The sequence below is a fragment of the Nostoc sp. DSM 114161 genome (assembly GCF_052692665.1).
Genome location: NZ_CP195141.1, coordinates 4759966 through 4782682, shown reverse-complemented (window position 1 = coordinate 4782682; position 22717 = coordinate 4759966). Strand labels below are relative to the sequence as shown.

At 40.8% G+C, this 22717-nt stretch carries 20 protein-coding genes and 3 pseudogenes; 4 read left to right on the top strand and 19 right to left on the bottom strand.

Annotated features, from left to right (window positions below; translation table 11 throughout):
* Positions 1-68: 68 nt before the first annotated feature.
* The 10 genes from NSTC745_RS20605 to NSTC745_RS20560 form a co-directional block, all read right to left on the bottom strand.
* Positions 69-545 (bottom strand): N-acetylmuramoyl-L-alanine amidase, encoded by a 477-nt coding sequence (locus tag NSTC745_RS20605; RefSeq protein ID WP_445632598.1) that lies wholly within the window; start codon positions 543-545, stop codon positions 69-71.
* Entirely contained in the window at positions 542-793 is a 252-nt protein-coding gene (locus NSTC745_RS20600) for a hypothetical protein (RefSeq protein WP_445632597.1), read from the bottom strand. Before NSTC745_RS20600 ends, NSTC745_RS20605 begins: the two co-directional genes overlap by 4 nt.
* Positions 790-2913 (bottom strand): ATP-binding protein, encoded by a 2124-nt coding sequence (locus tag NSTC745_RS20595; RefSeq protein WP_445632596.1) that lies wholly within the window; start codon positions 2911-2913, stop codon positions 790-792. Before NSTC745_RS20595 ends, NSTC745_RS20600 begins: the two co-directional genes overlap by 4 nt.
* On the bottom strand, positions 2910-4157 hold the full coding sequence (locus NSTC745_RS20590; protein WP_445632595.1) for a DUF4255 domain-containing protein: 1248 nt from the start codon (positions 4155-4157) through the stop codon (positions 2910-2912). The genes NSTC745_RS20595 and NSTC745_RS20590 overlap by 4 nt, the downstream gene beginning before the upstream one ends.
* 3 nt (positions 4158-4160) lie before the next feature.
* On the bottom strand, positions 4161-7361 hold the full coding sequence (locus tag NSTC745_RS20585) for a hypothetical protein (RefSeq protein ID WP_445632594.1): 3201 nt from the start codon (positions 7359-7361) through the stop codon (positions 4161-4163).
* Entirely contained in the window at positions 7361-8098 is a 738-nt protein-coding gene (locus NSTC745_RS20580) for a T4 family baseplate hub assembly chaperone (RefSeq protein WP_445632593.1), read from the bottom strand. The genes NSTC745_RS20585 and NSTC745_RS20580 overlap by 1 nt, the downstream gene beginning before the upstream one ends.
* 121 nt (positions 8099-8219) lie before the next feature.
* Complete coding sequence (locus NSTC745_RS20575) at positions 8220-9035, bottom strand: hypothetical protein (protein ID WP_445632592.1); 816 nt, start codon at positions 9033-9035, stop codon at positions 8220-8222.
* A gap of 257 nt (positions 9036-9292) precedes the next feature.
* Positions 9293-9760, bottom strand: coding sequence for a phage tail protein (locus NSTC745_RS20570; RefSeq protein WP_334732402.1), 468 nt, complete (start codon positions 9758-9760; stop codon positions 9293-9295).
* A gap of 10 nt (positions 9761-9770) precedes the next feature.
* Positions 9771-11402 carry a phage tail sheath family protein gene (locus tag NSTC745_RS20565; protein ID WP_445632591.1) on the bottom strand — a complete coding sequence of 544 codons (1632 nt, stop codon included), beginning with the start codon at positions 11400-11402 and terminating at the stop codon, positions 9771-9773.
* Positions 11403-11767: 365 nt separating this feature from the next.
* Positions 11768-12319: a hypothetical protein gene (locus tag NSTC745_RS20560; protein WP_445632590.1), complete on the bottom strand. Its 552-nt coding sequence runs from the start codon at positions 12317-12319 to the stop codon at positions 11768-11770.
* A 294-nt stretch (positions 12320-12613) separates the two neighbouring features.
* Here NSTC745_RS20560 and NSTC745_RS20555 point away from each other — a divergent pair, with 294 nt between their 5' ends.
* A complete protein-coding gene (locus tag NSTC745_RS20555; protein WP_445632589.1) occupies positions 12614-12739 on the top strand; it encodes a recombinase family protein in 126 nt (41 codons plus the stop codon).
* A gap of 355 nt (positions 12740-13094) precedes the next feature.
* Here the strand turns inward: NSTC745_RS20555 and NSTC745_RS20550 are convergent, their stop codons facing one another.
* The 5 genes from NSTC745_RS20550 to NSTC745_RS20530 form a co-directional block, all read right to left on the bottom strand.
* Entirely contained in the window at positions 13095-13415 is a 321-nt protein-coding gene (locus tag NSTC745_RS20550) for a hypothetical protein (protein WP_445632588.1), read from the bottom strand.
* Positions 13416-13788: 373 nt separating this feature from the next.
* Positions 13789-15171: an AAA-like domain-containing protein gene (locus NSTC745_RS20545; protein ID WP_445632587.1), complete on the bottom strand. Its 1383-nt coding sequence runs from the start codon at positions 15169-15171 to the stop codon at positions 13789-13791.
* 167 nt (positions 15172-15338) lie between these two features.
* The gene (locus NSTC745_RS20540; RefSeq protein ID WP_445632586.1) at positions 15339-17234 is read right to left on the bottom strand and encodes an AAA-like domain-containing protein; all 1896 of its coding nucleotides are present in this window, start codon (positions 17232-17234) and stop codon (positions 15339-15341) included.
* Between the two features lie 58 nt (positions 17235-17292).
* Positions 17293-17541, bottom strand: a complete 249-nt coding sequence (locus tag NSTC745_RS20535) for a hypothetical protein (protein ID WP_445632585.1) — start codon at positions 17539-17541, stop codon at positions 17293-17295.
* The gene (locus NSTC745_RS20530; RefSeq protein ID WP_445632584.1) at positions 17542-17814 is read right to left on the bottom strand and encodes a hypothetical protein; all 273 of its coding nucleotides are present in this window, start codon (positions 17812-17814) and stop codon (positions 17542-17544) included. It abuts the gene before it with no gap.
* 210 nt (positions 17815-18024) lie between these two features.
* Here NSTC745_RS20530 and NSTC745_RS20525 point away from each other — a divergent pair.
* Positions 18025-18177, top strand: a pseudogene (locus NSTC745_RS20525) (IS4 family transposase); the annotation flags it as partial.
* A gap of 115 nt (positions 18178-18292) precedes the next feature.
* Positions 18293-18568, top strand: a complete 276-nt coding sequence (locus NSTC745_RS20520) for an HU family DNA-binding protein (protein ID WP_445632583.1) — start codon at positions 18293-18295, stop codon at positions 18566-18568.
* Positions 18569-19620: 1052 nt separating this feature from the next.
* Here NSTC745_RS20520 and NSTC745_RS20515 read toward each other — a convergent pair.
* From NSTC745_RS20515 to NSTC745_RS20505, 3 genes are read right to left on the bottom strand one after another with little or no spacing between them, the layout of a single operon-like run.
* Positions 19621-19776 carry a hypothetical protein gene (locus tag NSTC745_RS20515; protein ID WP_445632582.1) on the bottom strand — a complete coding sequence of 52 codons (156 nt, stop codon included), beginning with the start codon at positions 19774-19776 and terminating at the stop codon, positions 19621-19623.
* 52 nt (positions 19777-19828) lie between these two features.
* Positions 19829-20689, bottom strand: a complete 861-nt coding sequence (locus NSTC745_RS20510; RefSeq protein ID WP_445632581.1) for a DEAD/DEAH box helicase family protein — start codon at positions 20687-20689, stop codon at positions 19829-19831.
* Positions 20676-20909, bottom strand: a complete 234-nt coding sequence (locus NSTC745_RS20505) for a hypothetical protein (RefSeq protein WP_445632580.1) — start codon at positions 20907-20909, stop codon at positions 20676-20678. The genes NSTC745_RS20510 and NSTC745_RS20505 overlap by 14 nt, the downstream gene beginning before the upstream one ends.
* Before the next feature lie 8 nt (positions 20910-20917).
* Between NSTC745_RS20505 and NSTC745_RS20500 the strand changes: the two are divergent.
* Positions 20918-21523: pseudogene (locus tag NSTC745_RS20500) on the top strand (reverse transcriptase domain-containing protein); the annotation flags it as partial.
* A gap of 33 nt (positions 21524-21556) precedes the next feature.
* Here the strand turns inward: NSTC745_RS20500 and NSTC745_RS20495 are convergent.
* Positions 21557-22523, bottom strand: a pseudogene (locus NSTC745_RS20495) (IS5 family transposase).
* Positions 22524-22717 lie beyond the last annotated feature (194 nt).

Sequence of the window (22717 nt, the reverse complement as noted above, 5' to 3'; positions counted from 1 at the left end):
TCATTCCTCAATATTAAACATGCCATTCTTTGTGCTGCTTAGTCGCTTAAGAAATGTCTCCTCAAGTGTCAGGCTATTGTCTCTTTAAACTTTTCAAACGATGCTTCATCAGCCCAAATCCATTTAGGACAATCAGTTCCGCCAGCCATTGTATCTACTGTACGGTGCGTATGAATGTGAGATTTCTGAATTTTGTATTTATCCACCAAATATCCAATCAGGTTCAACGAACACTGTTGTTGCTCTTGTGTCATACCTAAATTATTTTTGTCAGCAACGTGTTCGATTCCGATAGAACGATGATTCATAGCTCTGTCACCTGCGTGCCAAGCGGTATGATCTTCTAACACCATCTGGATGCATGTACCGTCACGAGCAACAATGTAGTGTGCAGAAACTTGCGCTTTAGGGTCTTGGAATGTGGCTATAGCAGCTTGCAATGAACAGTCGGTGTTGTGACACACAATAGAATCAATTGTCGATTCGCGGTAATCAGTCTGATTTTGAGGGCTTGCAGGAATCCATTTTACGTCTGGTCTACTCATGATTTTTCTCCTAACATTTTGATAACTATTTCTTGTGCAATTTGTTGCCCCATTTGGGCGGGATTAGTTCCAGGCTTTAGCTGAATCGCACCACCAGGCACTACCCCACCTGAGAGCAAATTGTCTGGTAAACCTTTATTAGCCAGCAACTTCGCCAATTCACTCTCCACCTTTGCTTGCAACAACCGCGCCTGACTGGGAGAAATCGGCATCCCCTCTAAAATCAGCTTCTCTATATTGATATTCATACCGTTACACCCGTAAGTACTGAAACCCGAAAATCTGTCTCATTCACTGGTCGATCCAATTTGCGAAACTCAGTCCGCGCCGCGGTTAACACCAACTGCATCGTCACCGACGTACCAGCCCCAGCAGCCAGAAACGCCGCATTCAAAGCAATATTATGAATACTGCCCCCCGTCAAATTCAAACGTGCCAAACGGTTAAAATCTAAATCCTGTATTGGTGTCTCTGGTGGAAACACCTTTTGCCACATCACCTGACGTTCAGCCACACCCGGAAAAGGAAAATTTACAATAAACCGCAAGCGGCGCATAAAGGCACGATCTAACGAACTCTTGAGATTCGTTGCTAGAATTGCCAAACCGCGATAAGCCTCCAATCGCTGCAACAGGTAATTCACCTCAATATTGGCGTAGCGGTCATGGCTATCTTTCACTTCAGAACGTTTGCCAAACAATGCATCCGCTTCATCAAAAAATAGAATCGCCCCGCCATCTTCCGCCGCATCAAACAAACGCCGCAGATTTTTCTCCGTTTCTCCGATATATTTGTTGACCACAGATGACAGGTCAATGCGGTAAAGATTTAGCTGCAAATCATTGGCTATCACTTCCGCCGCCATCGTCTTCCCTGTGCCGCTTTCTCCGGCAAACAAGGCACTAATCCCCATACCCCGATTCATCCGGTTGTGAAAACCCCACTTTTGATAAACTAGGCTGCGCTGCCTGATTTGGTCAGCAATTTGGTGCAGCAAGTTTGTCTCTTCTGCTGGTAGGACGATATTATCCCAAGTTGCTTTCGGGTCGAGGCGTTGAGCTAAAGTATCCAACTGCGGACGAGTACTAGCAAGACAAGCCGACCAAAGCTTACCACGCAAGGTTTTTCTCCAAGCCGATTCGTTGAACCTCTCCCCCAACCCCTCTCCTACAATGAGAGGGGAGTCCTCCTCTTCCTCCCCCCTTCCCGCACTTCGTGCCGCTTCGCTAATGCAGGGAAGGGGGGCTGGGGGGGTTAGGTCTTCTTGCTGCGACGGCATTTCCCCCAACACTTGCTGGGCAATCTGCTCAATCTTGACTAAATTGAGGTTAAACTGAGTCGCCAGAACCTGCGGACTACTATCTGCTACTCCTCCTAATGCCTCAGTCCAAGTTGCTTTTTGTTCCCTAAGTGTTGGCTTTTCAACATCTACGACAATTGTCGGCTGACCCAATTGCCTAACTTCACGAGTGCTAAGGAAAAGTAGACCACCACTGCGGGTAAGAAACCGATGCAAGGGAAGTGCTTGTCCTTCTGTAGTCGGTTTACCGTCAACCTCTTGGGCATCTAAATACAGCGCCAGCGGCAATAGCAAGCTTTCTCGATGCCACAAACGAGCAATAGTCTCTAATTCTCCCGCCTGAGTGGGCAATAATTCCACTGACAAACGATAGACATATTTATGAAATTGGGCTGCTACATGTTGGGCTATTAGTTGCTTGCTGAGGGAATCTGCCCCCACTAGCTGAATAATTGGTAAACGTTGTTCTCTGTGCGTTTGGTGCAGTTGCTGAATAATTGTTTCGACAACAGCGTTTTGAGATGGGGGTAATTTTACATTCCATTCTGCTGTTTCCATCGACACCAGTAGTGATACCAAGCGATCGTCTAAAGAATTTAATCCTTTAACATAATTTAATATCCGTTCATCTACCCGTAAACCACTCGTAGTCAGCGGTTGAACTCCTGACTGATGAATTTCAATTAATCGCCAGTAACGCAAAGGTCGTTCCCAACAAAGGGCATCCCAAGTAGGTTCATCGAATAATGATAAAGCTAAGGCAAAGGTAGGATAAGGCTGGTGAGAATTATCTGAAGCTTTGGCGCAAAGACGCGCTATACCTGGATCTAATTCCATTGCAATGCATAACAATAAGACCTGTTGTTCAAAGTCAGATAAATCTAACTTTTGGCTTAATAGAACTAGTGCTGTGGATGGATTCATCCCTTCCACTATTGCCATTTCTGTGACTTTAGGCTTTTCAATATCAGGTAACTGTGCAAACTCAGACAAACGCCAGCGTAGCCAAGCCAGTTCATTTGCTAGGTATTCTTCATTGTTTGCTCTCCAAGAATCGAGGTTGTTCATAAAATCACCACCTTCTGGTTCTGGTCGAAAACAGGCGGTGTCACTGTGCGATCCACCAGCAAACTATCTACTCCATCAATCCGCACTCGTACAAAATACTCACCCGGTGTAACACCTGCAATCCGAAACTCCAGCCTATCTGTTTGATTTGGATGTGGTTGAGCCAGCACTTCGCGATCGCCTAACAATAACGCCACCCTTTGTCTTGGTCGCACTTGGGGGCTTAAAATCAGAGTGAGGGTTACTTCGCCATTAGCGTCTGCTGTTGCCTGTCGTGGTATAGTATCCAAGATTTTTGGTGCTAAGGCAAAAGATAATTCATTGGTAGTCCGACTTGGTTCATTAGTCCGCGTTACTTTGACTACCACGGTATAAAAACCCGCCGCCCAGTTTCCAGGCTCATCAGGTAATTGGACTCTAATATCTGTTGCTGTTCTCTCTGCTAAAGGTGGCACTTCAAAAGAAATTTCTAACCGAATATTTGTAAAAGATATAATTACATTTTCAGCATCTAGGTGAAAACCATTAAGAATCAAAATATCGCCCAATCTGGCGCTAGCTTGCTGGTTAGGCAATTGCAGAGAAACTAATGTGGGTAAGGGTGACGATAGGTTTGATTGCAGAATTGGGCCGCGATCGCTAGACTGACGTTTAATAATTGGTAGCGGAGTTTTTGCAGACAAGCTGCTTTCAATCAACACTACTGACACTTCATAAGCGGCTGAAACTCGATAGGGTACTTGAAAAGTTGACCAGAGGTTAAACACCTCTTCCACAGATAGCGGTTGATAATCAATTCGCAACTGTTCTTCTTGTAAGTCAAGGTCGTACTCTGAAGGATCGGTAGCAGGCAAAGCTGCCTTAATATCCGCAGAAGTAATCATCGGATGGTCATTAAAAACACTCATCGCCACACCCAACAGACGATGACTAGTAGGTTCTGGGAAGTCATCATTTTGAGCATAAGCAGTCAGTAAGTAGTAGAGGTTCAACGGCAAAAGCTGCTGTCCTGTTTCACCTGGCTTCACTTGAGAAGGAATATCCATATTCCGCCAAGCAGGGTTTATCTGAGTATCGTAGAGAAATAAATTAACTTGATCGCCACTACTAACAGTATTATCTCGTACCTTATCTAATGGTCGTGTCGTCACAGTGATTCCCCCCGAACTCTCAACATCAAACCTTTGCTGTAGCAAATGACGCAATGTAATTGTGACAGCCGCAATAGCTAAAGCGTTGCTCATCGCTTACCTCCTTCTGGCACGTCGCTGCAAGTATTCATTCAAACTCATCACAGATGCTCCTGTCCGGGGCTTTGGTCGAGGCGGAGGTGCTGCTGGAGCTGCGCTGCGAATTTCTAGCCGACCAATTGTGACTTGAATAGCAGGTGGTGTGTCCAAATTTACCGAGGATCGCTTTTGGACTTTTTTGTTACTAGCTGCAATGACTGACAAATTTTTTACAGTGAGGTCATTAATAGGCCCAGATAGCGGTCTCAAATCAGATTCCTCTAGTTGCCTAAAGTACGAAGACCCCAAACCATCTTTGCCTTTATCCGCAGACATAGATAAATTAGGGGATGCGTTCTGGGGTAATATTAAGTTTTCAACTGGGCTGGTCAATATACCTTGATTACGATTAATTTGCTGGCGTTGTATATTTGCAGGATGATGGGCGTGATTAACCTTCATCTCTCCCCCAGCTTGCCCCAATTCATCCCACTGTTCGACAATGCCAATTTTCTGGATATCAATATGTTGGCGCTTTTTAAATCTATCCGCAGACATATATAAATTAGGGGATGGGTTCTGGGGTAATATTAAGTTTTCAACTGGGCTGGTCAATATACCTTGATTACGATTAATTTGCTGGCGTTGTATATTTGCGGGATGATGGGCGTGATTAATGTTCATCTCTCCCCCAGCTTGCCCTAATTCATCCCACTGTTCGACAACGCCAATTTTCTGGATAGCAATATGTTTGCGATCGCTCTTATTATAGTTTTGTAAGCCGACTTCCTGAGCAGAAGCTTTTTCTCTACGGAAATCAGACAAGTGAGAGTCAGAAAAGTTGACTTGTGATTGTATGTCAATCCCTGGGGTTGAAGGATGTAAAGCAGGAGTTGGTATTATATGTGAATTAATAGCAGTTAGCTGAGTTATCAGTTGTGAAGCGACAGATGATGATAAATTATTTACGAATGGTGCAGTAGAACTGTTTGCCTCAAGCGAAGATAGTTTAGCAGAAGCATCTGCGACAAATGGCTGTATTGATGAAACATTTTTGTGGACAAACCTCTGCTGATTTTCTGGCACATTAGACGTAAGTTTTTCCTGGGGTTCGGCAATTGTTTCTATAGCAATTGTAGGTGTTAAGCTCTGTTTGTGTGAATTCGCTAACGTACTATCAATAGTAGATGCGTTAGCGGAGCTTACCGTACCCCTACGGGGAAGCAAGCTAGGCGTAGTGTCTCGTAGAGAAGGTATCGCTTCATGTTCTACTTGTGGTTGAATTACAGGACTTAAGGCGGAAATGCTAGTGTCCATAGTTGGCACAGGTGTTAAAGATAGTACCCGCTCACTTGCAGATGTGTAGGCGTTGGCGTAGTCTCTCCAAGAGTTACCCGTTGTAGACATCGCCACAGGTTCTTCTAAAAACTGGTTGGAATGTAGTTGTGGATTAATGAGCTTTTTTACTTGCAAAGATAAAACATTTTCATTCCCAATTATTTGCGGTAATTGCTGTTGTACTAATTCACTTGCAGACTGTTTTTGGTGTTGAATTACAGGACTGAAGCTGGAAGTGCTAGTTTCTAGCGTCAACCCAGGTGTTAATGATTTTTGATTTGTGGGCAATATTTGATTAGCAACAGGTGCGCTGTCTACAGGTTTTTCTGGAATAGATGGCTGTAAACTTATCAGCTTTTGCACTTGAGCAGATGAAACATTCCCACTTCTTTGTAGCAATTGCGTTGATGACAATTCAGTTACAGCTTTTTTCTGGTGTTGAATTACAGAACTTGAGGCGGGAGTGCTAGTTTCCACTGCTGGCATAGGTGTTAAAGGCAAAACTTGAGAAATAGCAGGTGCGTCAGCGTTGGTGTAGCCTTTCCAAGAGTTTACCATCGTAGACATGGCTGTTGATTGTGATTGAAGTTGAGGAAGAAAGTCCTCAGAACTTTCGACTTGTGGTAACTGAGAATGGATAAAGACTGGATGATTTTTTATAGGTTGCTTATGTAAGTTTTCAGTTGCAGATTTTCCCTGTTGTAGAACCTGATAAATTGGTATAATAGTGCTGGTTTCTGCTTGAATTTGCGGAAGATATTGCTTCAAATACAATAGCTTGTGTAAAAGATTAGGAGAAACTTTTTGATTATTTTCAATCGAGTATTTTTTTAATAATTGACTTGTAATTACTCCTAACTTTTTACCAACTAAATTTGAGACAGGAGTATTGTTTTCCTTTGCGATCGCAGTCCTTAAAATTGTAGGATTTAGATTTTGTAAAGAAAATGTTTTTTCTTGGGTAGTAAAGGGAAATATTACTGGCTTTGTTGGGTTTTCGGTGAAATATGTTTGCAATTCTGACTTTAAAGCTGATTGCAAAGATAAACCTAGAGGATTGATTGTAATTAATTGCTGGGGTAAAGATTTAAGTGGAATCTGCCTCTGTTCAAAGATGGGGTTAGAGAGAGAAGTATTTGATTCTGTATTGTGTATAGAAACGAGATGATTCGATAGGGAAGTCTTTGTTTGTGGCACAAGTGCAGACTTTAATAGCTCTGTATTGGGATTAGGTACTATTTGATTTCTAGTTTGTGAAAGTGTTTCTGATTCTACAAAAAGTTGAGTTATCAATCGTTCCCAGTTGACTATATTTGAAGGTTTGATAGAAGAAACAACAGGATTAATTTTAGTTAGTTGTTTCTGTAATAATTGAGCAGCAGCAAAAGTTAGTGGAGTAGTGCTTGGTTTTTCCTCTGGGTTTGAAGTAAATTGCTGATTATCAGTGCTGATTTGAGTCAGAGATAAATCTGAAAAAGCCCAATTGGAGGATAATTCTAAGTCAGGCTTTTGTGTCAAATTAGGAATTGGCTTTAGTATTGGTTGGGAAAATGGAACAGGTGTTGAAGTTAAATTACTTAAGAGGGGGTTAGTTATCTCTTCAGATATTTGCCCTATTGTTGTAGGCGTTAGCGTTCGCGGAGCGTCTCGTAGAGAAGCTCGCCGCAGGCATCGCTTCTCCAACAACTGCACAATGTCAAAATTGGGAAATTTTTCCGCTTCTGATGTTGTTTCTAACTCAGTTGATTCTGTGGTAAAAGTCGATGACTCCCAGTCAAGGGTAGGCTCTGGTAACGGTTCAAAGACTGATAAGACAAGAGGCTGAACTGTATCGATTAAATTAAAGCTTTTAGCTACCAAATGAAAGAGATAATTGCTCATCAGTCCGTCACCATCTCTAAGTACAATTGTCGCCGTCTGGGACTCATCGCCAAAATATCAGCTTCACGCCAACTGTAAGCAGCAGCCAAAGTATGTACCTCTCGCAACACTCGAAATCCCCAAGCGTTAATCTCAGCCCAGAAGAACGACACAATGTCAAATAATGATTGCCATTGGTGGTTGCAAGCGGAACAGGAAATATCAATTGGCACATTTGCTTGAGGATCAGCTTGAGCCATTTGGGTAATAATTGCATCTCTAGTATGAGATGGTAATTGCTGAAACGGCAGATATTCGCCGTTACACACTGCTTGCAAAATACAGCGTTCTAATAAAATCTCTTGAGCAATCTCTGGCTGTTTGTGTTCAGCGATCGCTATCATATCTAAACTGTTTGGTAGACGAAAACTCACCTGATAATCACCAAGCTCAAGACAATATTTCTCAACTGGTTCAAGTGACAGTGATGCTACACGCATATCTGCAATATCAAAATTGAGTTCCAAGACTTCACCACAGCTTGGACAGGTGACTTGACTAACCAGTTGTGAACCAAATGTCCACTCCCGCAATGTCAGCAGCATGGCATCACGCTGACCGAGGCTGAGTTGAGTAAGCATATCTATGGAGGTTTCAGGACAAGCACTAGCTAGTAGCTTGATTGCTTTAGACCAAGATGGCTGATTAAGTCCCCACTCCCAGATATTTAACAGTTCCGAGGCTGATAGCGATCGCATAGAAATCCTACTTGAATCTTGCTGAGTATATTAAGAACTGAACCTTTATATGGCAGATTTTTTGGATTTTCAAAAATAAAATCGGAGTTCCATAAAAGGTTTAATTCTTTCATTGATTTAATTACCTACCAACAAAACCACCAGTGTCACCACCTGCCCAACAACTTTTGTTTATACAGACTTTAGGTAGTTTTTGGTCAAATAATTCTTTAAAGTAATCTAAACTACTGATATCCTTTCCTTCATAACCTTTTGGCTGACAAATTCTTCCCTCATAATGTCCAGGAACTCTCACTTGACCCATAACATAAATATCGCCCCCGACTGACCTAGCGCTCATTTCCCTTTGATGTGAATAGGCAGCAATGTAGCAACCTGGAGAGCCAGTAAAATCGTTAACTGTTGGTAAATAGAAATTGTTAGGGAGAATAGACTGATTAGGATCTAAAAGTGGAATTACATAGGACTGTGGAACATCACGACTTTGTATTAAACTCTCCAACTTGGAAATGATATATGGGTCTTTGATTAAGCCAGCATTAATATTGAATTTAAGTAATTCAATTCTTTTATTCTGATCTTCAGATTTAGTTGCATTGGTTATAAGTTCGGATTGAAACTTAAGTTCTTCAAGTTGAAGATTAGAAGTTCCCTGAATAAATGCTACAATACTCGATGTCAAAAATCCAGCTAAAGCAGCAACAACAGCCGTAGTTGTTGGATTACTCAAAATACTGTTGGGAAATCTATTCTGTTTAGCTTTAATTAGATTTTCTTCTCTTTTGATTTCCTGCTCATTTTGATTTTTCTGTTCTTCTAATGCTAGTTTTTTAATTTCAATTAAATTATTCAAAACAGTATCATCAATTTTGCCATTATTACTCACAATGAAGTGATTAATAATTTCATCAATGTTCTGCTTATTTTCTAAATTCATAGCTGATGTACCTCATTAATCTAACCGCCTTGTCTAGGCAATTTCTGCAAGACCCAATTAACAAAGATTTGCTTCAAGCCAAATTGATTAGCAGAAGTTAGCAAGTTAAGTTCAGTAATCCATAAAAATCCTATTTAAATTTTGCTAAGTATACGGGTAAGTATACTTAGCTGTTTGAAAAATCAAATAGGAGTTCTATAGTTGATTTCTTACTGGTTGAATAGTTCACATCTTGATTAACTCAGCCGAGTTAATCATCAAGCACGTTCCCAACCTTCGTTTTCTATCTTTATATATTCGATAGCGACAGCATTAGCACTAGCATCCAGGTCTGGTAATGCTTGATATTCTGAAACCCAGCAACCAAAAATGTTATATGAAGTCGCTTTCTGACCAGCTTCATCACGAACCTCAATAGTGATATCTTTACGGAAATCTGCCAGAGACACTTCTGGACTACCACCAAGCGCCCAGACTTTGTTTGCCCATTGTTCAAAATCAGGATCTTTGCTAACACCTCGTTCTAAGGTGATGGCATCGTACTTGCTTTGTCCTGGAGACTTATAGACAGTGCTAGGGTCGCCACCTGTACGGTGTTCTATGACCTCAGTGGTTCGCTTTAAACCACTGACTTTACTTACCCCAGCCACATCCTTACCAGCGAATTTCACAACAAACTTAAAGTTTTTGTAGAGATCCAAACGTTTACCTGAAATAGAAGGCATATATTTCTCCTTAAACTGCTATTTGTCCGGCTATTTGCTGAATCTTGAGAACGACAAATTCAGCAGGTTTGAGAGGAGCAAAACCAACAATGATATTGACAATTCCTAAGTTAATATCGTTTTGGATTGTTGTTTCCTGATCGCACTTCACAAAGTAAGCATCTTCCGGCTTACGACCTTGAAAGGCTCCTTGAAGGAAGAGAGTGTGCATAAAAGCTCCAAGATTCAAGCGAATTTGCGCCCACAACGGCTCGTCATTTGGCTCAAAGACAACCCATTGCGTACCGCGATAAAGACTTTCTTCCAAGAAAAGTGCGAAACGGCGAACCGGAATATACTTCCATTCATCCGTCAGACGGTCATCTCCATTCCGCGTCCGCGATCCCCATATCACACGACCAAAAGCTGGCAAAGTTCGCAAACAATTAATTCCCAGAGGATTCAATTCTCCATTTTCTGGATCTGTTAGAGGTACACTCAATTGTGGTACACCTGTCAATGTTGCTTCTGTACCTGCTGGAGCCTTCCACACACCGCGTTGAACATCAGTACGAGCAAATACGCCAGCGATCGCACCACAGGGAACAAATTCTTCTATTTGATTTTCCCGTAAAGGATTTGGTTGCTTGATTCGAGGAAAGAAAACAGCAGCATAACTAGTTGGTTCACCAAGATCGGTCTGAATACCAGCTTTGGCCTTATCCTTATCAGTCCAAGTACTGGGCGGATCGATGATGAAAAACGCGCGACGCTCTTTACAAAATTCTGCTGCTCGATCGACTAAAGAGTCATAATTTATATTGCCATCGTTTTTATAAGGCGGAATACAAAGCATATTAAACAGGTCGGCTTTATTTAAAGCGTAAAGACCCTGTTTATTTGCTTCTTTATTTGTCCCTGTGAAGTCGTTGACATCTAGATCGTCACCATCCGCACCGCTGTTTGGTTCCGCTTTGGTATTTGTATCGTTATTATCATCCCACAATCTTTTATCAGGTGCGGGTTGAGCATGAGCAGTTGGTCTGTCTGTTGGCAGAGATTCATCTCTAAATCGAACGAAATAAGATTCATTCAACAAAACTTTATCTACTCGTCTTGGATGATTTGGCAGCACCGATACGTTGCGAAATATTTCTAATTGACTTGTCTTTTGATCCAGAACTGTAATGTTGAATAGTTTTTGTGACTCTGCGTCACGTCTGACATTAGTATCTACATATTCAATCCGCACTTTTAAAGCATTTCCCCAACTGCCTTCATTCGCTGCTTCTAAATTAAGACCATTCACATTTAGTTGTGCTCTCTTAGCTGTGGGTTCAGTTTCCCCTGAAGTTTGACCTTCTGCTGGAGCTTGCCCTTCTGCCTGTTTCAACTTGGAGTGAGTGAGTCGGACAATAATTGCTTGGCTACCACCGTTGAGATAAAAATCTCGTACAGCATAGCCAAGGGTACTATTCAGCCACAATCCGCCAAAAATGCGTTCAAAGTCGCCATAACTGTTAATAGTAATCGGCTCGTCTACAGGGCCTCGTAAGGCGCGACCAATAAAAGCAGTAATAGAGGTAGATACGCCTGTAATTGTGCGTACTCCACTCGGAATTTCTTCTACGTAAACGCCTGGATAAGTTGGTTGTATGGGCATTGTTCGTTCTCTGATTAAGAATTAAAACCTACAAATTGACAAAATAGTCAACTTTTAAATAAAAAAATTAAGATAGATTATAAATTTTAATATCAGTAATAAGTTATTCGAGCAAGTAAGCCAAATTCGTATTAGATATAACATTGCAGCGAATTACTTTTAATATTAGTTGTCTCATCGGCTCTGAAACTCATAAAACTCATCCCATAACTCATAGTAAAACTCATGAAAAATAACATTTTTAAATAGCAATGTTACTAAAATAACTTGTTGTTGAACGAGAAAACAAGGGTTTCAGCATTAAAAGACTTTTGTGTTATCAATGTAATAAGGCTTATCCCGGAGCCACAGCAAAGCTTTGATAGTTATTTGAGATATCTATTAGGGAATTCAATGTAAACTGAGCCATCATGTTTGTAAATATACATGTGTCCATCATTACCCACTTTCAGATAAGCTCCATTATTACCAGCAGTCTTGAAACGTTTATTGGAAGACCAAATTAGATTTTTCCCTGAGTCCCTGACAACTAAGTTTCCATCATTTTGCATATAGCAATCTTCAGGTTTGCCTTTGCCGCTAGTTTCTGATTCCCAGCGCATTACTTTATCTGAAGTTGTTTGAAATACAAGATTTCCGTCATCTTGGCAAGATAATTCATATTCACCATTGTTTGAAAGTAAAGATTCATTTACTTTTAAACATTCATTTGGCAAAAGAGTACCTGATTTAGAATAACTATTACAGGAGTCTGCTTGTAAAGAAGGATGTGAGGATGCTTCTACCGAAGTAGGAGGAGACGGTTTTTTCTGAGCTACGTATATTCCATATATTGTTCCTAAAGGTACTAATATACTTGCTATTCCACCTAATATACCTGGTATTGTTGTCCAAAAATTACCTTGGTTATTAGTCATACTTACTCTCCCTGATTTTAACTACTACCAAAGTTTTGTCAGTTTTCAAGAGTTGCTAAATTAACCGAAAGTTAACTTAACAGACTTAACGTGTGTTTTAGCTGACGGGGTAACAAAAAAACTTAGTGCAAATGCAAAACTCATCTGGAAGGCAAGAGGTGGATAATTCCTTCACCTGAGTAAAGATATACCAGACATGTTTACAGACCCGTAAGTCAAGATTTTTGATACTGTAACCGCATCTAAGAATATCAAGGGCTTGCCAGTGTCATAAATTAGTGTCAAATATATGGCATGAAAATAGGATATTGCCGCGTCTCGACCGAAGACCAAAACCCCACCTTGCAGCTCGAAGCTTTGAAATCGGCAGGGTGTGAGCGCATCTTCACCGACGCCGCCAGTGACCTGAGTTCGACATAAAAAAAGACTGAAAACTAAACAGAGTAAAATTTATCTACTGGAGTTTAGACTAGTTCCCGGTGCGAAACTTAGAAGGCTCATTCTATAGAACCCATTTGATATCTTTTAGGCGAATAAGTAGAATCGACACGAAGAGGTCAATTCAAACGTAAAACACTCTTATCATTACTAGCTGATTGATTAAAAGAGTGCTAATTGTTCAAAGATTGCGTTTGTTTCTGGGATTTTTTTTGAGGTAAAACTTTTGCTACTCGCTTGAGTCGATAACCCAAATAATTCAAAGCCATTTTTTTAACCCTTGGGTGGGGTTTAAGTCTATAGCCATAGGTTTTAGCTTTGGACTGTTGACTCTTGATCAAACAATTCGCATTTTGCAGTGACGCTCGTTCCTCGCTACCACTTCGCTAACGCAATTCGCAATAGCGGATAAAATATTATTTTTTTGACATAATTGCAAAGTGAACTTCTTAGCGTTTTTCCCGATGACATCAATATGGTAACGTTCCGGTGATAATACTGCTTGGATTTGTTTTTTCTCGATGATCCATGAAAGATAATTGAGCGCAATCTGCCTTTTTTTGGTACGTAGTTTGTTAGAGACTACTCCTATTTGAAGATTGTTCGCTAAAACAATCTTATCCTCAAGTTCCGGTGGTCGCAGTTCTTCAATTCCCATATCCTTTGATGGACTAAGTAATAAGTTATTTGAGCAAGTAAGCTAAATTCGTATTAGATATAAAATTGCAGTGAATTACTTTTAATATTAGTTGTCTTATAAACTCTGAAACTCATAAAACTCATTCCATAACTCATAGAAAAACTCATGAAAAATAACATCCTTAAATAGTAATGTTACTAAAACAACTTGTAACTAAATACAATATCTCATTAGTTCATGGTGAAATCTCTGCGTGCCTCTGCGCCCTTTTGTATTTAAATTTTAACCCTCAATTTGCCATGATTTTACGCAAAGTTGTACTAAGCACTTGTACTCTCAACAATTGCAAATGCGGATTAATGCACATCTTAGACATTTTATAGCCATTGCACTAATTCATATTTTTATTCTGCAACGCCAAATGCTGCTCTTTTTTCCTAAAAAATCGCCGATACAATTCACAACTTGCCATCGCTTCAGATCCAGAAGGTTTAATCAACCCCATACTGCTTAACTTGTGAGTAAGGATGGGATCTAAGAGAATAGCTTCATTGGCATTTAGAACGTTATCAAAAGCTTGTGCTAACTCAGGCTGTTTTTGCAAGGTTGCCCAGTGACGCTGCAAGTGATTTGAATAAATTTTGCTAGCAGTGGGAGCAGTTTCTAGTAGTTGCGACAGAGTTACCTCGTTTCGACTCAGATAATAAAGAGCTAAATTTACTAGTGCCGGATGTCCCCCGACCATTGCCATTAATTGTCTAGCTCCTTCTCCATCTGTCCAATTGAGTCCATAGCGTTGGGCTAACTGCTGTACCTCTTCTTGGCTAAAGTTGTCTAACTGAATCGGTAATCCTACATTGAAAGGAGACTGATTAAGTTCAAGAGGAACATAAATATCTGTTGAGTGAACAACGACTAAACGAAGCTTTTGCCAAATCGGCAGTCTTTTTGCTTCTTCGTACCAGGAACGCAACAGAGGGAGAAAATCCTTCGCTACTTGGGGATGCTCGAAAATATGGTTCACTTCATCCAACGCCAAGATCAAGGGAGTATTAATTGACTCTAGTAGATATTCTTGAAAGTAGACGGTGCAGCTAACTTTACTTCCCAAATCTTCATCCCAATACTCATCTAACATTGGTTGAAGCTGAAGCTGACGGGCGATATTGGCACACAACCAGCGCAAAAGTTGATTCAAGTCGCTCAGAATTGTCTGCTCGACTTGTTCTAGATTCAAGCTGATGGTGCAGTAACCCTGGTGCTTGGCATAGTCAAGAATCCTCAGCAGCAGTGAAGTTTTGCCCATTTCTCTGGGAGCTTTGATCCTGATTAACGCTCCTGGTTTCTTAATTTCTTGATAGATTTGCTCCTCAAGGTAAGAACGTCTGAGGTAAAAGGGAGAGGCGAGAGGAACTGAGCCGCTGGGGTAGCAAGGTGACGTATCCTGATTAATTGTGGGGAGGAATTGCGTCAGGGCTTGTTTCAAAAGTTTTGTATTTGGAGCTGTTTCAATGATGGCATAAGATTCCAGTAGCACCTGACAGTTTTTCTTTGTGACGCGCTGGCCAATGACCTCAGAGAGTCGCCCAAACAACTCTGGGGCAACAACATTGGTAAAGTAACCAGGGCTATAACCTGCCTCTATAGCTATTTGGCTATAAGTTTTATACTGCCAAATCCCACGCAGAATCAGATTTTCGGTGGAATTAAGCGGGCGATTGTGGCTCTCAATTAGCAGGCGATCGACAATCTCAAACAGACTATCAAGGTTCATAGAGATTACAATGCAACTAATAAAGATAACAGTAAAGACAACAGGAGTTACGCAAGTAACACAATATCTGCCATTTATTAGTACAATAGTATTGTTTAGACAAATTAAATTATCTAGAAGTATAGACCTCTTCTTTCACTTTCCAGATTAAACAAAAGTTTCGTAAATCAAACAAAAATAGATTCATAAATACGGTTCTGAACTCTCAATTTTCCCTGTTGCTTGACTACTAGCCCTGACAAAAGCAATTCTCTTTCCTCTGAACTATCAACTGCAATAATCTCTCTTTGATGCAAAATTTGACGGTAGAGTTCTAGTAGCCGAACGGATTGTTTACTTTTGAGAAGGCGATCGCGGATGGTTCTAAAATGCTCTGGTTCATCCTGTGATTCCCAATTGTCTATTACCTGAGTTTGCACTAAATTTTCAATCCATTCAGCTTCTCTATTGTTAGGGATAGGAGATGAAGAATTGCGGATAAATCTACAGAGTTTTTGAGTCAAAAAGGGCTGCCCATTAGTCCAGGCTAACACTTCTTTTAAAACTGTTTGAGGATTGCTTACTTTCTCGGTCAATCCTTGAAGTAGAGGTTGCGCCTCATGCTCTTTAAACCCTTCTAATTGAATGGTCTGACCGATGTTAAAAGGCGTTCTTTGGTGGTCATTAATTAAGTCCCCAAGGGTAGCTACTCCAAAAAGAGCAAAGGTTAAACGTCGATACTCTGGATTAATACTACGCTGATTATAGCAAGAGCGAATTAGCGCAAAAAAGTCATTAACTGGGAATTTTAAACTTAAGAAACTATCAATTTCATCGATAAAAATTATCAACTTTTTAGGTATAGTATCATTTTCTTGAGCAACTTCAACTAGCAAGACTTCTTCAATAAATTGACTCAACCTCTGAACTGGAGAAATATCTCCTTGCTCTTGCCACCAAGTTTTTAGATTAACCTTTCTTAATAAACCAAAACTTCGCCATAGCTCTACTGTTAAGCCTTTGTACCATTGGTCAGGCGTGACGTTTTCGCTACCAATGCGGGTCAGATCGATCGCCCCGCAGCTAAATCCCTCATGCCGGAGGTGATGTATCATGCGTACCATCAGACTTGACTTGCCCATCTGCCGAGGATTGAGAATGTAACAAAATTCCCCGCGCTTCAATGCCTTATAGAGATAACGGTCTGCTGAACGCACAACATAAGTAGGGGCATCCATCGGCAAACTTCCTCCCACTTGATAGTCAAAGGTAGAGGGTTGTTCGCCACTTTTGAGTAACTCGTTTTCAAAGAGCAGTTTGGCTTGTGTGGCTTTGAGATTTTCTAGGGTTAGTGAGTTTAAAAATCTATGCCTATTCCTAATATTCAAATAGGCTTCGGTAGCTTTGAGAATTTCTAGGGTTTTTGAGAGTTCTTGAGTGCGCTCGTCTACTCTCATCTCTAGATTTCGGTTATCATCTTCTAACTGTGCGTAGAGACGGGCATTTTCAATGGAGATAGCAGCTTGAGCCGAAAGAATTCTTAAAACCTCAATGCGATCGCTGGTAAATGCATCTGTGGTTAAATTGTTTTCTAGATATAAAATACCGCTTAGTTTGCCTTGATTTAACAAAGGAGTACAGAGAATCGATTTTGGTTGAGTGGCGACGATGTAGGGATCGCGGATAAACTGTTCTTCAACGGTTGCGTTATTAAGTACTACATTTTCTTGAGTACGGACAACATAGTTCACGATCGCAACTGGTAGGATAGGTGTCTGGCGATCGCCATCTACAGAGTCTATGGGAAGCGATTGGAGTAAAGTAACATCATCAGAATCTACTGTACTTTGAGCTGCGATCGCCCATTTACTATCTTTTTCCAATATCAGAAAGCCTTTTTGAGCACCGCCATTTTCAATTACAGTTTTCATTAACTTAGCCAGCAGTTGATCCAATTTAATTTCGCTAGCTAATACTTGAGAGGCTTTGGTAACTGTCATTAGATCGAGTACTTGAGGATTTGTACCACCAGTAGATTCAGTTGTATTAATGCTTTGATCTTCTTTTCGGTTGTTTATATCCATTAGAAACTGTGGGTACTCCAATTCTAGGGCTTTAACTTTGGCTTTTGCACCCCAGCGACTATAACAATGATGGGCATTTTTCAGGTATAGTTGCCCAATCACCTTCGTCTGCTACTTGAATTTGCAGAGACTCAAGCACAGCAATCAGGTCTTCAGCAGCAACCGCACCTAATGCTTTTACTGCTACTTTAGTCGATCGCAATCTTTGATGGGCTACTGTGGGAGCAATATTAAGATGATGACAGAAGATGTCTAAGTGCGATGCCAGAGAGTTATCTTCTTGAAGAATATAGCCCTTTTGTTGCATTTATAATAAAGCATATTGGGCTTGAATACTCACATTGAGAACTTCTTGGAAAAAAGTGGTAGCTGACTGTAAAGATTTTGGGTCTTGCAGTAGCGACTGTTGAATGGTATCAATAATTTCGTCAATATTGCGATCGCCATCGATTAAAGTAGCTAAACTACAAGAAACGCGATCGCTTAACCAGACCTTTTCTCTTTCGGACAACAAAAATACATTGTCTACTTCTATAGTTTTAACAGAATAACAAGGGTTGAATTTGATTTGAAGTTGCATTGAGCTTTATTAATTATTTATTTACTAATTCAACTGTCATTTTAGCAGAGTTACCTTGTAGTTAATTTTTATTATTTTAGTTTGATTAGTTGGTTCTAGCCTATCTAAATTATTTTTACATAATTTTTTATTAAAATCATTTTAAAAGCTAATATAAAAACTCATAACTTCTTATAAAAAAGCATCTTTCGGCAAAAATACGGTGATAAGTTGAAAGCTGATTACCGTGGTTTTCGATCTGTTTGTGAAATGTTAAAAATACTTCCTCAAAAGCCTGAGCCTATTTTATTAGCCCAAATTTTTGCCAAGCTCACTTCTTTAGGACGTATCCATCCCCTTTCCACAGGCATTGAACCCTCGTAAATTGGCTAAGGTATTGTAGTAGTATTACATTTTTGATTTTTATTCCTTTTCCCCCTTTGCTAACAAGACTTACTGATGCTAGATTTCCAATACTTGCAATACTTCAGGTTAATTTATGAACAAAGGTGAACTAGTGGATGCTGTAGCAGCAAAGGCCAACATCACAAAAAAGGAAGCATTGGAAATCATCAGTGCTTTTTTGTCAGTTGTTACCGAGGCTGTAGCGAATGGGGATAAGGTAACCCTGGTTGGGTTTGGCTCATTCGAGCGGCGGGAACGCTCAGAGCGTGAAGGGCTGAATCCAAAAACTAAAGAGAAAATCAAGATTCCAGCAACTAGAGTGCCTGCGTTTTCTGCTGGGAAGCAATTTAAAGAAAAAGTAGCATCTTAAAATACTGCTGATACCTTTACTTTACTGGTATTAATCGAAGCAGTACAAAATCATGCGATCGCTGTAATATCGTGAGCATACAACAGGCAGTAATTGCACTGTTTGATTTTTGGCATAATACCAGTTTATCCAGTATAAGTAGGGTGAAGTGTAACCATATTGCCTGCCTTAATTGTGTTGCCTTGAGAACGAGCGCTCTAGCAGTGTAACTTCAACTCAAAAATAATTTTTTCAGATGCAAGGGATTTATAAGCAAAAATAAAAATACTGGATATATTCTTGTATTTATTGGTGCTATTGGCATATCTAGCCTAATTTTAGGGAGCATCTTTGGTATACGGTGTCTACTTTTCTTATGTTCGTGGAATACGAATCAAGGAAATTGCTTCCTGCCAATAGCAATATTATCGGGAAAGGCAGAGGGCAGTTCTTGCTGAAGGCTTTGATGGAATTCTGATTCGGAGCCTCTGCCCGTCACCGGAGGCGAAAAAAGCGGTTTAAGACAAGAATACCAAATTTCAAGAAAGGTAGCTCTTGTTCAGGAGGGGTGTTACTCCGATCTGAACAAAACATAAAAGCCCTCAGCATAGCTGCCTTCTTCAACAAACCCTAAAACTATCAAATTCCCATAAATCCTTCGTTGGTAAAAACCTAGCTTTGATGTTGAAGTGAGGCGGCTTAGTCATATCTTGAAGCGTTGTAATAGGATTATTGCTTGGTGAACCAAGAGAATCATTCCATAGCAGAGGTACGTGTATTGCCTTCAAAGTTTTTTGACGTTTAAAGACATTTGGTTTCTTTGAATATTCCTCCTGTTCTTCAAAATAGTTTTTGAAAATGGTCAAACATGGAATTTTACGACCTGGGATAAATTGCCAAAATCCAGAAAGTAAAAAATCTAAATCTTTCAGTTCTTTAAACAGACTTATTGGCTCATCATCTGTAGATGGCCAAGCAACAATCTGGAATTAGATATTTGGATCTTCTTTGCCTGGAGAATAAATAACATTAGGGTAAACTAACAATCTTAAAGTTTCACCTGATTTTTTAATTTATTTTGCAATCGCTGGTAACGCTTTGGTAGGATTTTTAAAAAATACCTGATAGTTTTTATCTAAAACTGTTAAGGTATATGGTTTTTTGTGTAGCATTAGCTGACCAGAAATAACACCGATCGCTTGAAAGAAAATGTCTGAATTTTCTGTCATTTCAATGGATATACGGTGACGATACAGGTATTATACGGAATTATTCATTGAATTATGTGTAGTAAACTAGGTGAGGAAATTTCTGTTTAAATCGTTGTTCCAGAGCTTGGGTTCCCCATTTGGACTTGGCTTTTTGGGCAGAGCAGCACAGTAAATGATGTCCCCCTTTTGCGATCGCTCTATCCAGTGCAGCAATCAAATTCTTGGGGTTGTTCCCAGAGTAGTTGTAGCACTTGCCCCAATAGTGCTGATAATTGTTGACGATGACAAAGGGGTTAACTCGATATTCTCCAGCCAGAGAAAGAATGTATTTCACATCGGTATCTGAGACATCGGCAGAAGACAGGTAGATTTTACCGCTTACGCTACCCAAAACGTTTTGAACTAACTGCTTGAAATTCCGTAGAATAGACACCCGCCGCTTGGCCACATCAGTAGTAGAGTTGAGCAAATGCCAGAAAACTTGGTCGCATTCGTCAATAATAATGACATCGTTAGACCAATGACCAGGGTTAAATCGAGCTTGGCTATCTTTATGCAATGAGTCTACGCACACGCCATACCCTAGCAAGCCGCCTGTGTCAGATGTACGGATTTCTGACACATAATCTACTCCGAAGCGATCGCACAGTGCCTCACCCAATTGAATGCGATGGGTGATAATCAGCACTCGTCGCCCCTGGTCGTGGGCTTTGGCAACTTCATGAGATAACCACTCTGTTTTACCTGTTCCCTTTGGCGCTTTGAGAACAATCAGTTTTTCGCCTTCGGGTACAAGTAGCTGACCCAGGAATCTTTGATTGAGAGCGATCGCCGGAGGATAAGTTAACAAAGTAGATAACTTGATTTCCCACAACTCCAAGGTTTCGGCTGTATTGTACAGGGCGTGGAAAGCCGCCTCACCATGAGCCACAATAAAATACCAAGAATAAGTTATGTACAGGTGATATCTGCACAATTTGAAGAAAATACTTGATTATTTTTGGTACTGCATTTTGGAGGGTTACGCGTTCGTCTTTGACGTTGCCGCAGGCATCGCACTCCAGCAAAAGCAGCTGATTTTCGGCGGCTGGGTATGAAAATAAGCGATCGCGGATTGAAATATGCCGTGGGGTAACTCCAGAAATGCTCAAGTCTTGCTGGAGTGGTCAGTCCGCTACTAGCTAATATCGCGCTCAACGGAATTGAGAGTATACACAGGTACCATGAGAATCAGGGATACAGAATCACTGATAAAACCTCAGCCAGTGATATCACCGAGCCATCAATCCGATAGGCAGACGACATGGTTATAATACTCCGACCCGAAGATGATGCAACAGAGATACTTGAAAGAATCAGCGAGTTCCTCCGCAAACGCGGAATGAATGTAAGCCAAAAGAAAACCAAAGTTACCGCCGCGACAGATGGGTTTGATTTCCTCGGCTGGAACTTCAAAGTCCAGAAAAATGGAAAGTTTAGAAGCATTCCCTCAGTGGATAACTTCAAAGCATTCCGTAAGAAAGTAAAACACATCGTCAACAACTCGAATTATGGTGCTACCACAAAGGCTCTTGAATTAGCCCCGGTAGTTAGAGGTTGGAGAAATTACCATAAGTTCTGCAAGATGGACGGGTCTAGAAACTCGTTATACCACATTGAAACAAGAGCTTATAAGGTATTCAACAAGGAAACCAAGCAAAACCGCTACTCTAGCAAGAAATTACTAGACAAGGCATTCCCAGCGGCTTTGTTGCATGAAAGGAAAAAAAGACGCACTAATCTGGAGTAAGGATAGGAATTAGTCTTCGACTTTATAAGAGTCGGGTTTACCTAATTGGATCATGCGATTCAGCGCGGCACATTGTAAGAATAACTCGACAGCCTGATTATCAAAAAAGCGTCTTCTCAACTTACCGCCAAAGATGATTTTGAGTCGAAAGATAGCAGTTTCGGACAAAGAACGGCGATGATAGCCGCTTTCTTGTTTCCATTGCTGACGCCCAACTTGGTTCACCCGGCACAGATTTTCATTTCTAGGATGTGGCTGTGCTAAATCGTATGGTTGTTGGATTTTGGCATTGCTCCGAGGTGGAATTGTCGCTTTTGCTCCTCGTTCGGCAATAGTGTCATAACAGCCAAATGTGTCATAGCCACCATCACCAGATACTTGCTCTATGGGCTGTTCAATCTGCTCCAATATGTCTGGTAGCACCTCACAATCAGCTACATCATTAGTGGTGACAACCGCACCCAGGATTTCGCCACTGTCCTCATCAACTCCTAAATGTAACTTGCGCCATGTCCGTCGTTTACCAACCCCATGTGTACGAACTTTCCATTCGCCCTCACCATAAACTTTTACACCAGTTGAATCTACTACAACATGAACAGGTTTGTCCTTTGGAATCACTGGCAGTTCTACTGACAACTTGCTTAAACGACGGGACACGGTAGAGCGATCCGGCACTACTAGCTCAATCCCCATGAGTGTGAACAGCGATTCTAAAAACCCTTCTGCTTGCCGCCCTGCTAAATTAAACACCGATTGAACCGTTGCCATCGTGGCGTAGACGCGTTAGCGGCTTGTCGTCAGACATCGCCACATCACTGTAATAATTCGATGCTCCCTTTCTCCCCGTTTTCTTTTGGTTGCGCCACTGCTCGATTGTCTCTTCATTTACCCAGAAGGTTATGCTGCCTCGCTGCTTGAGTGCTGCATCATAAGCGTTCCAATTCCGAACCTTGTACTGGGCTTTCGTCTTCATCGCTGGGCTAAGGGTGAACACAGACTATAGAGGATAGGTAAAATTTACCATTTTACCTATTCATGCAACAACGCCGAGAATTGGTATAACATTCGTGGTTTATCGTTACTCATAACGTTTTCCTAGCAACCAAAGTGAAGAATCTACAAATAAATTGAAAATTAAAAAGCTAACGGTTTAGATTTCTTAGTTCA